This is a genomic window from Streptomyces wuyuanensis (assembly GCF_900103455.1).
In the GTDB taxonomy this organism is placed as follows: domain Bacteria; phylum Actinomycetota; class Actinomycetes; order Streptomycetales; family Streptomycetaceae; genus Streptomyces; species Streptomyces wuyuanensis.
In genome coordinates, this window is the sequence record NZ_FNHI01000014.1 from 165,099 (window position 1) to 177,500 (window position 12,402).

The following is a 12,402-nucleotide window of genomic DNA, read 5'->3' on the forward strand; positions in this document are numbered from 1 at the left end:
GGGGCCGCGGATGTCCGTCAGAATTCCGTCACACCTGGGCGGCGGGCGCGGGTTCCGTCCCCGCGGCCTGCTCCAGCCGGAAGGCCTCGTTGCCGAGCCCGATCCGGGCGTGCACTTCGGGCCGTACGGACTTCAGGACCAGGCCGTAGACCAGCCCGCCGGCCAGGGAGGCGCCGATGATGCCGGGCAGGATCCAGCTCAGCGAGGAGCCGGGACCGGCGCCGATCAGGACGTCGAAGTCCTTCACCGTGTAGACGGCGATCGCGAGCAGCGCGAGTCCCGCGAGGCCGGAGCAGACGAGCCGCCAGGCCTGCGGGCCGGCCGCGCCGCGGCGTACGAAGAAGGCGATCACCGCGAAGGAGGCCGCCGCCATCAGCAGGATGACCCCGAGGGCCCCGATGTTGCCCATCCAGGTGAACAGGCGCAGCACCGGCGTGGTCGGATCACCTGCGGGCATGGCGTCGGTGGCGGCGAAGGTCACGATCACCGCGACGGAGACGACGGACTGGAGCACCGAGCCGGTGGCGGGGGCGCCGCTCGTACGGTTCGTCCGGCCGAAGCCGGCGGGCAGCAGGCCCTCCCGGCCCATGGCGAACGCGTACCGGGCGACGACGTTGTGGAAACTGAGCAGCGCCGCGAACATGCCGGTCACGAAAAGGACGTGCAGCACGTCGGTGAAGGTGGCGCCGAGCCGGCTGCCGGTGAGCGAGAACAGCAGCCCCGGGCCCTGCTCGGCCGCCTCGCGGGTGACCGCGCCGGGACCGGTGGCGACGGTGAGCGCCCAAGCGCTGAGGGCGAGGAACAGCGCGGCGTAGCCCACGGCGAGGAACATCACGCGCGAGACGACGACCTGGGGGCGGCTGGTCTCCTCCGCGTACACCGGGGACTGCTCGAAGCCGACGAACGCGGCGATGCAGAAGCACAGGGCGGTGCCGAGGCCCGCGCCGGTGAGGGTGCCGGGGTCGAAGGCGCTCAGGGAGAGGCCCTCGGGGCCGGGGTCGGTGACGGCGGCGACGTCGAAGACGACGACGAGGGCGCACTCGACCACGAGGAGGACACCGAGCACCTTGGCGTTGAGGTCGATCTTCAGCCAGCCCAGCACGGCGACGGCGGCGGCGGCGGCGAGCGCGGGGACCCACCAGGCGACGGTCAGGTCGAGGTGGGCGGCGAGCAGCCCCGAGACCTCGAAGCCGAGGATGCCGTAGATGCCGACCTGCATCGCGCTGTACGCGACGAGGGCGACGAGCGCGGCCCCGGCGCCCGAGGTGGGGCCGAGACCGCGGGCTATGTAGGCGTAGAAGGCACCGGCGTTGTGGACGTGGCGGCTCATCTCGGCGTAGCCGACGCTGAACAGCATCAGGACGACACCGAGGACGACGTACAGCAGGGGCTGTCCGACGATGCCCATCACGCCGTAGACGGTGGGCATGACCCCGGCCACGACCATCAGCGGTGCGCTGGCGGCGAGGACCGAGAGGAGCAGGCCCGCGGTCCCGAGCCGGTCGGCGCGCAGCGCCCGTTCCTGGCCTTTGTAGGTGTTGATATCGCTCGTGCTGGTGGCGCTCGTGCTGGTGCTCGAACTGGCCGGCGGCATGGCGGGGCGGTCCCTTCGGGGATGGGTGGTTCAGGCGGAGCCGAGCGCGGCGTCGCGCGCGGCCTGGAAGGCGTGGTGCGGGTCCCGGTCCGGGTAGGACCAGGGGTCTGGGGTGGCGTGCGGCCCGATGCGGTGGAACAGGGCGGCGGCCTCGGCGGAACGGCCCTCGCAGTACTTGGCGTGGGCGAGGAAGTTGAGGTCGAGGCGGTTGCGCGGGTGGTCCTCGCCCTCCCACTCCAGCCACCAGTCGAAGGCGGCCTTCATCACCTGGCGGGCCCGCCGGCCGGTCCAGTGGCCGGAGGCGGCCGGGTCGGCGGGTTCGCTGCCGGCCGCGGCGAGCACCCGGTACCGCTCGGCGTGCGCGACGACGGGCAGGACGGCGAGCGGCGAGTCGGCCGGGGCCTGTTCGGCCGCCCATGACGCGAAGTCGTACACCTCGTGGAGCGGGTCCTGGCCGGCGGCGGCGTGGCGTTCGGCGAGCCGGGCGGCCATCAGGTGGTGGGCATGGTGGTGCTCGGGGTGACGGACCCGTACCTCGTCGAAGAGGCGGACGACCTCCTCCTCGGTGCCCAGAGTGCGGGCCAGGAGCAACTGGGCGAGCCACGGGGTCGGATCGTGGGGCGCGAGCCCCGCGGCCACCAGGCAGGCGGCCCTGGCGGACTCCGGACGCTCCTTGCCGCGCAGGGCGGCCCTGACCTCGGCGCAGGCGAGCAGCGCGGCGGCGTCGGCGCTGTCGGGCTCCGTGAGCAGCCAGTCGCGCGCCCAGGCGGCGCTCGACGGCGGCTCGCCGAGGACGACGAGCCGGTGGCCCCGGCGGTCCCAGTCGTCACCGGTCGCCGTGAGCAGCGAGCGTGCGGCGCTCCACCTTCCCTGGGTCAACTGGCCGCGCGCAGCCAGGAGTTCGCTGTCGTCGAGCGCGGGGTCGAAGGACTGACCGGATCGCCCGGCGCGACGGCGGCGGCCGAGCGGAGGCGGAGGTGGGGGCATCCGCGTTGCTACTTTCACATCAGGCTGTGAGCGAATGATCGCGCTCAGCAAAGCGGTAGGGAAGGCTCCCCGTCAAGGCCGGTCCCCCCGCAACGCCCGTGCTGCCCATCCGCGCCATTCGGGCCGGTCGGCCCGACCGGCGCGCGGGCGGGCCGGCCAGGGCCGCCGGCCTGCGGCGATTCCCCCGACTTCCTTTCCGGAAGGCATGCTGACCATCCGTCATGTCCCACCCGCGCCACGCCCGCACCGGCCGGTCAGGACACCGCCTTCGCCGCCGCCCGGCCCGCAGCGCGCCCCGAGAAGATGCAGCCGCCGAGGAAGGTGCCCTCGAGGGAGCGGTAGCCGTGGACCCCGCCGCCGCCGAACCCGGCCGCCTCACCCGCCGCGTACAGCCCCGGCAGCGGTTCTCCGCTGCCGGTGAGGACCCGGGACGAGAGGTCGGTCTCCAGGCCGCCGAGCGACTTCCGGGTGAGGATGTTGAGCCGTACGGCGATGAGCGGGCCGGCCGCGGGGTCGAGGATGCGGTGCGGGGACGCGGTGCGGATCAGCTTGTCGCCGAGGTACTTGCGGGCGCCCCGGATGGCGGTGACCTGGAGGTCCTTGGTGAAGGGGTTGGCCATCTCGCGGTCGCGGGCGACGATCTCGCGGCGCAGCCCGGCCTCGTCGATGAGGGATTCCTTGGTGAGTGCGTTCATTCCGCGCACCAGCGCCGTGAGGTCCCGCTCGACGACGAAGTCCGCCCCGCTGTCCATGAAGGCCTTGACCGGGCCGGGCACTTCGGCGCGTGCCCGGCCGATGACGCCGCGGACGGAGCGGCCCGTGAGGTCGGGGTTCTGCTCGGAGCCCGAGAGCGCGAACTCCTTGCCGATGATGCGCTGGTTGAGTACGAACCAGGTGTGGTCGTGGCCGGACCGCGTGATGTGCTCCAGCGTCCCGAGCGTGTCGAAGCCGGGGAACAGCGGTACCGGCAGCCGCCGTCCGCGCGCGTCCAGCCAGAGCGAGGACGGCCCCGGCAGGATGCGGATGCCGTGCCGGGCCCAGATGGGGTTCCAGTTCTCGATGCCCTCGGTGTAGTGCCACATGCGGTCGCGGTTGATGTTGCTGGCGCCGGCCGACTCGGCGATGCCGAGCATCAGCCCGTCGACGTGGGCGGGGACGCCGGAGAGCAGCTTCTCGGGCGGGGTGCCGAGCCGCTCGGGCCACTGGGCGCGTACGAGGTCGTGGTTGCCGCCGATGCCGCCGGAGGTGACGACGACGGCCTGGGCGCGGAGTTCGAAGGAGCCGGTGGCCACGCGGCTGCTCGCCTCGCCCCGTTCCGCCGCGGACGGCTCCAGGATCTCGCCGGTGACCGTGTCGAGCGTGCCCGAGGTGCGGCCCAGCCCGGTCACCCGGTGGCGGAAGCGGAGTTCGACCAGCCCGCGGGCGACGCCCTCCCGCACCCGGCGCTCGAAGGGCTCGACGATGCCGGGCCCGGTTCCCCACGTGATGTGGAACCGGGGCACCGAGTTGCCGTGTCCGCCTGCGTCGTAACCACCGCGCTCGGCCCAGCCGACGACCGGGAAGAACCGCACGCCCCGGGCGTGCAGCCAGGGCCGCTTCTCCCCGGCGGCGAAGTCGACGTACGCCTCCGCCCAGCGGCGCGGCCAGTGGTCCTCGCCGCGGTCGAACCCGGCCGTGCCGAGCCAGTCCTGGAGCGCCAGGTCGTGGCTGTCCCTGATGCGCATCCGGCGCTGCTCGGGCGAGTCGACGAGGAACAGCCCGCCGAACGACCAGTGGGCCTGCCCGCCGATCGACTGCTCCGGCTCCTGGTCGAGCAGGATGACCTTCCGCCCGGCATCGACGAGCTCGGCGGTGGCCACGAGCCCTGCCAGCCCTGCCCCGATCACGATGACATCGGCGTCGTACGCCATGGTTGGTGTCCTCTCGGAGCGGGCGCCCGGCGGCGCGACCCTGTGCGGTGGCTCCGATCTTCTGTACGCGGCAGTAACTCGTCAACAGTTCCCACCGCGGGAAAGCGGCCGATCCTCGCTCCTCCTCGGCCCCCGCTTCCCGGGCCGGCCCCGGCCGCTTCGGCGGATGCCCCGTGCCGGCTCCCCCGGCGGGTCCGGGTGGTTGGATGGCGCCATGAGCACCCCTTCGCGTCCGGCCGAGGAGATCCTGGACATCGTCGACGAGAACGACGAGGTCGTGGGCCGCGCACCGCGCGGCGAGGCATACGCGCGGGGCCTGCGCCACCGCGCTGTGTTCGTCCTCGCCCGGGACGCCGGCGGGCGGGTGTTCGTGCACCGGCGCACCCCGACGAAGCTCGTCTTCCCTTCCCTGTACGACATGTTCGTCGGCGGTGTCGTCGGCGCGGGCGAGTCGTACGACGACGCGGCGCTGCGCGAGGCCGAGGAGGAGCTCGGGGTCTTCGGGCTGCCACGGCCGGTGCCGCTCTTCAAGTTCCTCTACGAGGCTCCCGCCCCGGCGCACGCGGGCGGACCGGAGCCGGTCTGGCACACCTGGTGGTCGGCGGTCTACGAGGTGCGCTGCGAGCTGCCGGTGCGACCGCAGGCCGAGGAGGTCGCCTGGCACCGGTTCCTGTCCGAGTCCGAGCTGGAGGCGCGGCTCACCGAGTGGGAGTGGGTCCCCGACGGGCTCGCGGCCTACGAGCGACTGCGCCGGGAGCGGGATCGGGAGCGATGAGGAGCGCCGAGCGGGAGCGCTCAGGGGCCCGCGGGCGCGACGCGGCCTCGCCGGCCGGGGCGGCCGACTGGCCGCGCGGGTAGGGTGCGGCGCGTGAGTGACTTCGTGCGGAGCCTGCGGCTGTGGTTCGCGCCCCGGCGGATCCAGCAGGAGGGCGAGACCCCCGACTACCGGTTCTCCCTCGCCAACGAGCGGACGTTCCTCGCCTGGATCCGGACGGCACTCGCGCTCATCGCGGGGGGATTCGCCGTCGACCAGTTCCTGCCCGATCTGCGGTGGGGGATCCGGGTGGGGCTGTCGCTCGCCCTGATCGGGACGGGCGTGCTGTGCGCGTTCCGGGGGGTCCACCACTGGGTGCGCTGCGAGCTGGCGATGCGGCGCGGCGAGGACCTGCCGCTGTCGCGCTTCCCCTCCCTGCTGGCGCTGGTGGTGGGTGCCGTCTCGGTCACGATGGTGGTGGTCGTGGCCTCGGGGCGCGGATGAGCGCGCTCACGCGCGATCCGGGGCTTCAGCCGGAGCGGACCCGGCTGGCCTGGCGCCGTACGACGCTGGCCTTCACCGTGGCGGCGGTGCTGGCGGTCCGGCAGGTGGTGCGCCACGGCTCGGTGACGGCGGGTGACGTCGTCGCCTTCGCACTGAGCGCCGTGGTGTGGCTCGGCTTCCTCGCGGTGGCGCACCGGCGCATCAGGACGATGGCCGTGCGGCGGCCGCCGGGCGCCATGCCCTTCGGCCAGGCGGTGGCGGCGACCGCCTGCACGCTCGCGCTCGCCGTGTTCGCCGTCGCGATCGTGTGGTGAACCGCCGCGGGTGGACGACGGCGGGCGCGGGACGGGGTCCCCGGCCGGTCAGGGGGCGTCCGAGACGGAGACGACGATCTTGCCGTGGGTGTGGCCCTCCTGGCTGAGCCGGTGCGCCTCGGCCGTCCGCTCCAGCGAGAAGACCCGCGCCAGATGGACGGAGACGACCTCCTCCTCGGCCAGTTCGCTCAGCCGGTAGAGGTCGGCCGTGTTCGGCCGCACGAACACATAGCGCCCGCCCAGCTCGGTCACCCCGTGATCGACGATGGAGGCGATCCTGCCACCCTCGGCGAGCACCCGGGCGGAGACCGCCAGGGCCTCGCCTCCCACGCTGTCGAAGACCGCGCTCACGCCCTCCGGGGCCAGCGCCCGTACGCGCTCGGCCAGTCCGTCGCCGTACGTCACCGGCTCGGCGCCCAGGTCGCGCAGGTACTCGTGGGAGGACGCGCTGCCGGTGCCGATCACCCGGGCGCCGAAGTGCCGCGCCAGCTGCACCGCCATCGAGCCCACGCCGCCGGCCGCCGCGTGGACCAGGAGCGTGTCGACGTGACTCACGCCGCCCAGCCCCTGCGTGATCACCTGGTAGGCGGTGAGGCCGGCCAGCGGCAGCCCGGCCGCTTCCTCGAAGCTCAGATTGCGCGGCTTGCGGGCGAGCGTGCGGACCGGCGCCGCCACGTACTCGGCGAAGGTGCCCCGGGACAGGAAGTCCTCGCGGACGTACCCGATGACCTCCTCGCCCTCCGAGAACTCGGGGACCGACACTCCCGGCCTGACGACGACGCCGGAGACGTCCCAGCCCGGCACGACCGGGAAGACGGCGTCGAGGACCGGGTCCAGAAGGCCTTCCCGGCACTTCCAGTCGACCGGGTTGACGGCCGCCGCGCGCACCTCGACCAGGACGGAGTCCGGGCCGGCCTTGGGCATCGGGAGCTCGCCGTACTCCAGGACCTCGGGACCGCCGTAGCGGCGGTAGCTGATCGCCTTCATACGTCCGACACTCCGGCCCGCCCGAGCCTTCCGCAAGCCGGAGCGCCGCGCCTCGCGCCGGCTGGAGAAACTCGCGGCACGACAGGAGAAAACGCAACAAACCGACATTCCGGACTAGCGTGGTTCCGGCCCGATGGTCACCGGACCATCGCTTCCCCGAACGACTCCGAAGGTGAGCAGCATGACCGTTCTCCACCAGGAACACCCCACCCACGAGCACACCCACGGCCCGGGTTGCGGCCACACCGAGATCGTGCACGGCGACCACATCGACTACGCGCACGACGGCCATATGCACAGGTCGCACCAGGGGCACTGGGACGAGTGCGAACCGGGTGGGCACCACACCCACGCCGACCACGCCCACCAGCACGGCCAGGGCTGCGGACACGTGTCGGTCCGGCACGGCGACCATGTCGACTACGTCCACGACGGACACCGCCACGCGGCCCACGACGGGCACTGGGACGACCACTGACGCAGCCCGGCCCCGCCGGGCCCCGGCCCGGCGGCCCGGCGGCTCCCGATGACCGGTCGCCGCCGGCGACGCCCACCGGGGCCGGTGGCGCCGCCTTCCGCCCCGGGTGCCCCCACTGGCAGGCTTGCCGCACCAGTTGGCCACGGACCCGGGAGTCGAGCTGACCGCCACCGCCCCCTACACCGTTCGACTCGCCCCCACCGTGTACGCGTATGTGCAACCGGACGGGGGCTGGTGCCTGAACAACGCCGGATTCGTCAGCGACGGGGAGTCCACGCTCCTCGTCGACACCGCCGCCACCGAGCGCCGGGCCCGGCTGCTGCGCGAGACGCTGCAGTCGGCCGGGGCACCCCTGCCGCGCACACTGGTGAACACGCACCACCACGGCGACCACACCTACGGCAACGCGGTGTTCACCCCCGGGGCCACCGTCGTGGGCCACGAGTCCTGCCGCACGGAGGCGGTCGCGGCGGGGCACCAGCTGCATCTCGTCTGGCCGGGGACGGAGTTCGGCGACATCACGATCACCCCGCCGGACACCACCTACAGCGAGCGGCTGACACTGCGGGCCGGAGGCACGGAGGTACGGCTGATCCACCCGGGCGTCGCCCACACCCTGGATGACACGATCGTCCATCTCCCGGAGCACGGCGTGGTGTTCACCGGCGACCTGGTCTTCCAGGGCGGCACGCCGTTCATCCCGATGGGCTCGCTGAGCGGCTCGCTCCGCGCGCTCGGACTGCTCCGCTCGCTCGGCGCCGGGACCGTCGTGCCCGGCCACGGGGCGGTGACCGATCCGTCGGCGTACGACGCGACCGAGCGCTATCTGCTGTACGTGGCCGAACTCGCGGAGGCCGGCCGGGGCAGGGGCCTGAGCCCGCTGGAGGCGGCGCGGGGCGCGGACCTCGGCGAGTTCGCGGCACTTCGGGAGAGCGAGCGGCTGGTGGCCAACCTCCATCGCGCCTACGCCGAACTGGACGGCCTCCCCGAGGGCTCCCCCCTCGACATCGCGGCGGTGTTCGCGGACATGGCGGTGATGAACGGCGGAACACCGGTGGCATGTCACGCGTGACGGCGGTCGGTGCAGCGCCACGCCCCACGCGTCACGGCCACCCGTCACACGCTCCGGTCACCACCGCGCCGGTCACCACCGCGGCACCGCCGGGGTCCGCCAGCCCGGTTCCGCCCTGCGCATGGCCGCCGCGTCGTCGCGGTCGCGCATCGAGCCGTCGTCCTCCAGCCAGCGCCGGTGCAGCACGGCCAGCCGGTCGCGGTCGAGTTCGACCCCGAGGCCGGGGGCGTCGGAGACGGCCAGCCGGCCGTTCCTGAAGGTGTGGCGCACCGTGATGACGTCCTCGGCCTGCCAGGGGTAGTGGCTGTCGCAGGCGTACTTCAGACCGGGAACGGTGGCGGCCACGTGGGTCATCGCGGCGAGACTGACGCCCAGGTGCGTGTTGGAGTGCATGGACAGTCCGACACCGTACGTCCGGCAGACCGCCGCCAGTTCCCGGGTCCGGTACAGACCGCCCCAGTAGTGGTGGTCGGAGAGCACGATCCGCACCGCGTCCCGCGCGAACGCCTCCGGCACCTCGGAGAACGTCGTCACGCACATATTGGTCGCCAGCGGGATGCCGCTGCCCGCCGCGACCTCGGCCATCCGCCCGGTGCCGCTCACCGGGTCCTCCAGGTACTCCAGGACCCCCTCGAGCCGGTCCGCCGCGTACAGGGCCGTCTCCACGGACCAGGCGCCGTTCGGATCGAGCCGCAGCGGACGGCCGGGGAAGGCTTCGGCGAGCGCCAGGACCGCCGCGATCTCCCGGTCCGGTTCGAAGACCCCGCCCTTGAGCTTGAAGGAGCCGAAGCCGTGCTCGCGCTCGAAGCGGCGCGCCTGGGCCACCACGCCCGCCGGGTCGAGCGCGGCGCCCCAGTCGTCGCTCTCCCCGCCCTCGGGGTGGGCGGCCCAGCGGTGGAAGAGGTACGCGCTGTACTCGACGGAGTCGCGGACCTTGCCGCCCAGGAGGGCGTGGACGGGCAGTCCGAGCGCCTTGCCGAGCGCGTCCAGACACGCGACCTCGAAGGCGGAGACGACCGAGAGCCGGAGTTTCGCCGCGGTCTGGACCCCGCGCAGTCCGCCCGCGTCGACCCGTTCGTCGGCAGCCCGTGAGTCGCCGCACACCTGGTCGGCGAGGGCGAAGAGTCCGTTCACGTCGCTGACCGAACGCCCCGGGAGCGCCTCGGCGAGCGGCCGGGCGAGCTCCAGGTACTTCCCGTCCCCGTACGTCTCTCCCACACCGCTCGCTCCGGACCGGGTGACCACCTCGACAACGAGCCTCGGCGTGTAGGGCTGGTGGACGCCCTGGGTGTTGAGGAGCGGCGGGTCGGCCATGAGGACCGGGGTAAGCCGGATCGTGTCGATGAGCAGCGCGGTGTCCATACATGAACTCCATTCATGGATGCGACCGGAAGGCCAGGGTCGGGGATCGAGTTCACGCCCTCCGGCCGCTCCACCCTGGACGACATACCGACTGGTCGGTCATCATGAGCGCAACCGAACTGCCGCCCCACCGGAGGTACCCCGATGAGCTCAGTCCACCCCCCGGGCCTCGACCCCGACAAGCTGCGGGGCCATCTCGACCGCGAGCGGCCGGGCCTGGTGAGCGGACCGCTCGAGGCCCGGCTGATCCAGGGCGGCCGTTCGAACCTCACCTACTACGTCACCGACGGCACCGGCCGGTGGATCGTCCGCCGGCCGCCGCTCGGCCATGTGCTCGCCACCGCCCACGACATGAAGCGCGAGCACCGGGTCATCAGCGCCCTGCACCCGACGGCCGTCCCCGTACCCGAGCCGCTGCTGCTCTGCGAGGACGAGGACGTGCTCGGCGCACCCTTCTACGTCATGGAGTTCGTCGAAGGCACTCCGTACCGCACCGCGGAACAGCTCGCGCCGCTCGGTCCCGAGCGCACCCGCGAGGCCGTCCTCGGTCTCGTCGACACGCTCGTCGACCTGCACGCCGTGGACCCGGAGGCCGTGGGGCTGGGCGACTTCGGCCGCCCGGAGGGCTTCCTCGACCGGCAGCTGCGCCGCTGGGGCAAGCAGCTCGCCGCCTCCCGGGGCCGCGACCTCGCGGGCATCGACGAGCTCCACGCGTCCCTCGGCCGCGCCCTGCCGCACTCCCCCGCACCCGCCGTCGTCCACGGCGACTACCGGCTCGACAACGTGCTGGTGGGCGAGGACGACCGGATCAAGGCCGTGCTCGACTGGGAGATGTCCACCCTCGGCGACCCGCTCACCGATCTCGGCCTGCTGGTGATGTACAGCCGGAAGCTGGAGCTGCCGGACTCCCCCATCAGCACCACGGCCGGGGCCGCCGGCCACCCGGACGCCGCCGAGCTGGTCGAACGCTACGCGGCGCGGTCCGGCCGGGACACCTCCGCGGTCTCCTGGTACACGGCGTTCGCCTGGTTCAAGCTCGCCGTGATCCTGGAGGGCATCCACTACCGCTACACCCTCGGCCGGACGGTCGGCGCCGGCTTCGACCGGATCGGCGAACTCGTCCCCCTGTTCATCGAGCACGGCCTCACCACCCTGCAGGAAGGCTGATCACCCATGGACTTCGCATTCGACGCCCGCACCGAGGAGCTCCGGGCCCGGCTGCTCGCCTTCATGGACGAGTACGTGTACCCGGCCGAGCCGGTCGAGCAGGAGCAGCGGGCCAAACTCGCCTCGCCGTGGGACACCCCGGCGATCATGGACGAGCTCAAGGCGGAGGCCCGCCGGCAGGGCCTGTGGAACCTCTTCCTGCCCGACTCCGAGCACGGCGCCGGGCTGACGAACCTCCAGTACGCGCCGCTGGCCGAAATCACCGGCCGCAGCCCCCACTTGGCCCCGATCGCACTGAACTGCGCCGCGCCGGACACCGGCAACATGGAGGTGCTGGCCCAGTTCGGCACCGACGAGCAGAAGAAGCAGTGGCTGGAGCCGCTGCTGGCCGCCGACATCCGCTCGGCATTCGCGATGACCGAGCCCGAGGTGGCGTCGTCGGACGCGACGAACATCGAGACGCGGATCGAGCGCCGGGGCGACGAGTACGTCGTCAACGGGCGCAAGTGGTACATCTCCGGGGCGATGAACCCCGACTGCCGGATCTTCATCGTGATGGGCAAGACCGACCCGGAGGGCGCGGACATCCGGCGCCAGCAGTCGATGATCCTCGTCCCGCGCGACACCCCGGGTGTGGAGGTGCGCCGGGCGATGCGGGTGTACGGCTTCGAGGACCACTCCCACGGCGGCCACGCCGAGGTCGTGTTCGACGACGTCCGGGTGCCGGTGTCGAATCTGGTCGGCGAGGAGGGCGGCGGTTTCGCGATCGCCCAGGCGCGTCTCGGCCCGGGCCGCATCCACCACTGCATGCGGCTGATCGGCATGGCCGAGCGGGCGATCGAGCTGATGTGCCGGCGGGCCGTGTCCCGTACGGCCTTCGGCAAGGCGATCGCCCAGCAGGGCGTCGTCCAGAACTGGATCGCCGACGCGCGGGTGACGGTCGAGCAGTTGCGGCTGCTGGTGCTGAAGACCGCGTGGCTGATGGACACGGTCGGCAACCGCGGTGCCCACACGGAGATCCAGGCGATCAAGATCGCCACACCGCGTGCCGTCGTGGACATCCTGGACAAGGCGGTCCAGGTGCACGGCGCGGGCGGAGTGAGCCAGGACTTCCCGCTGGCCGAGCTGTGGGCGGCGGCACGGACGCTGAAGCTGGCGGACGGCCCGGACGAGGTGCACCAGCGGTCGCTGGCCCGGCGCGAGCTGAAGAAGTACCTGTAGGCCGGGGCACCTGGTGCCGTGACCGCCGGAGGGCTCCGGCCCTCCGGCGCCC

Annotated in this window: 12 protein-coding genes; 7 read left to right on the forward strand and 5 right to left on the reverse strand. The window is 72.9% G+C overall.

Annotation, left to right across the window (positions count from 1 at the left end; genetic code table 11):
* Window positions 1-28 precede the first annotated feature (28 nt).
* The 3 genes from BLT82_RS21450 to BLT82_RS21460 form a co-directional block, all read right to left on the reverse strand.
* Window positions 29-1,594 carry an APC family permease gene (locus BLT82_RS21450; RefSeq protein WP_093657269.1) on the reverse strand — a complete coding sequence of 522 codons (1,566 nt, stop codon included), beginning with the start codon at window positions 1,592-1,594 and terminating at the stop codon, window positions 29-31.
* Between the two features lie 30 nt (window positions 1,595-1,624).
* The gene (locus BLT82_RS21455; RefSeq protein ID WP_093657271.1) at window positions 1,625-2,581 is read right to left on the reverse strand and encodes a hypothetical protein; all 957 of its coding nucleotides are present in this window, start codon (window positions 2,579-2,581) and stop codon (window positions 1,625-1,627) included.
* 254 nt (window positions 2,582-2,835) lie between these two features.
* Complete coding sequence (locus BLT82_RS21460) at window positions 2,836-4,491, reverse strand: FAD-binding dehydrogenase (protein ID WP_093657273.1); 1,656 nt, start codon at window positions 4,489-4,491, stop codon at window positions 2,836-2,838.
* Window positions 4,492-4,705: 214 nt separating this feature from the next.
* On the opposite strand from BLT82_RS21460, the gene BLT82_RS21465 reads away from it, so the two are divergent.
* The 3 genes from BLT82_RS21465 (at window position 4,706) to BLT82_RS21475 (ending at window position 6,063) form a co-directional block, all read left to right on the forward strand.
* Window positions 4,706-5,266, forward strand: coding sequence for an NUDIX hydrolase (locus BLT82_RS21465; RefSeq protein WP_093657275.1), 561 nt, complete (start codon window positions 4,706-4,708; stop codon window positions 5,264-5,266).
* Between the two features lie 93 nt (window positions 5,267-5,359).
* Window positions 5,360-5,749, forward strand: a complete 390-nt coding sequence (locus BLT82_RS21470; protein WP_093657277.1) for a YidH family protein — start codon at window positions 5,360-5,362, stop codon at window positions 5,747-5,749.
* On the forward strand, window positions 5,746-6,063 hold the full coding sequence (locus BLT82_RS21475) for a DUF202 domain-containing protein (RefSeq protein ID WP_093657279.1): 318 nt from the start codon (window positions 5,746-5,748) through the stop codon (window positions 6,061-6,063). Before BLT82_RS21470 ends, BLT82_RS21475 begins: the two co-directional genes overlap by 4 nt.
* 48 nt (window positions 6,064-6,111) lie before the next feature.
* Here BLT82_RS21475 and BLT82_RS21480 read toward each other — a convergent pair whose 3' ends face one another.
* Window positions 6,112-7,050: an NADP-dependent oxidoreductase gene (locus tag BLT82_RS21480; RefSeq protein ID WP_093657281.1), complete on the reverse strand. Its 939-nt coding sequence runs from the start codon at window positions 7,048-7,050 to the stop codon at window positions 6,112-6,114.
* Window positions 7,051-7,231: 181 nt separating this feature from the next.
* Here BLT82_RS21480 and BLT82_RS21485 point away from each other — a divergent pair, with 181 nt between their 5' ends.
* The gene (locus BLT82_RS21485) at window positions 7,232-7,528 is read left to right on the forward strand and encodes a hypothetical protein (RefSeq protein ID WP_093657283.1); all 297 of its coding nucleotides are present in this window, start codon (window positions 7,232-7,234) and stop codon (window positions 7,526-7,528) included.
* Between the two features lie 160 nt (window positions 7,529-7,688).
* On the forward strand, window positions 7,689-8,600 hold the full coding sequence (locus tag BLT82_RS21490) for an MBL fold metallo-hydrolase (RefSeq protein ID WP_093657395.1): 912 nt from the start codon (window positions 7,689-7,691) through the stop codon (window positions 8,598-8,600).
* Window positions 8,601-8,672: 72 nt separating this feature from the next.
* Here BLT82_RS21490 and BLT82_RS21495 read toward each other — a convergent pair whose 3' ends face one another.
* Window positions 8,673-9,962, reverse strand: coding sequence for an enolase C-terminal domain-like protein (locus tag BLT82_RS21495; protein WP_093657285.1), 1,290 nt, complete (start codon window positions 9,960-9,962; stop codon window positions 8,673-8,675).
* Window positions 9,963-10,106: 144 nt separating this feature from the next.
* Here BLT82_RS21495 and BLT82_RS21500 point away from each other — a divergent pair, with 144 nt between their 5' ends.
* Together BLT82_RS21500 and BLT82_RS21505 are read left to right on the forward strand one after the other, a co-directional pair.
* The gene (locus BLT82_RS21500; RefSeq protein WP_093657286.1) at window positions 10,107-11,129 is read left to right on the forward strand and encodes a phosphotransferase family protein; all 1,023 of its coding nucleotides are present in this window, start codon (window positions 10,107-10,109) and stop codon (window positions 11,127-11,129) included.
* Window positions 11,130-11,135: 6 nt separating this feature from the next.
* A complete protein-coding gene (locus BLT82_RS21505; protein ID WP_093657290.1) occupies window positions 11,136-12,350 on the forward strand; it encodes an acyl-CoA dehydrogenase family protein in 1,215 nt (404 codons plus the stop codon).
* Window positions 12,351-12,402: the final 52 nt, after the last annotated feature.

Coding starts and splice junctions, on each gene's coding strand:
- BLT82_RS21450 (WP_093657269.1), bottom strand. CDS start 1,594: ATGCCGCCGGCCAGTTCGAGCACCAGCACGAGCGCCACCAGCACGAGC.
- BLT82_RS21455 (WP_093657271.1), bottom strand. CDS start 2,581: ATGCCCCCACCTCCGCCTCCGCTCGGCCGCCGCCGTCGCGCCGGGCGA.
- BLT82_RS21460 (WP_093657273.1), bottom strand. CDS start 4,491: ATGGCGTACGACGCCGATGTCATCGTGATCGGGGCAGGGCTGGCAGGG.
- BLT82_RS21465 (WP_093657275.1), top strand. CDS start 4,706: ATGAGCACCCCTTCGCGTCCGGCCGAGGAGATCCTGGACATCGTCGAC.
- BLT82_RS21475 (WP_093657279.1), top strand. CDS start 5,746: ATGAGCGCGCTCACGCGCGATCCGGGGCTTCAGCCGGAGCGGACCCGG.
- BLT82_RS21480 (WP_093657281.1), bottom strand. CDS start 7,050: ATGAAGGCGATCAGCTACCGCCGCTACGGCGGTCCCGAGGTCCTGGAG.
- BLT82_RS21485 (WP_093657283.1), top strand. CDS start 7,232: ATGACCGTTCTCCACCAGGAACACCCCACCCACGAGCACACCCACGGC.
- BLT82_RS21495 (WP_093657285.1), bottom strand. CDS start 9,962: ATGGACACCGCGCTGCTCATCGACACGATCCGGCTTACCCCGGTCCTC.
- BLT82_RS21500 (WP_093657286.1), top strand. CDS start 10,107: ATGAGCTCAGTCCACCCCCCGGGCCTCGACCCCGACAAGCTGCGGGGC.
- BLT82_RS21505 (WP_093657290.1), top strand. CDS start 11,136: ATGGACTTCGCATTCGACGCCCGCACCGAGGAGCTCCGGGCCCGGCTG.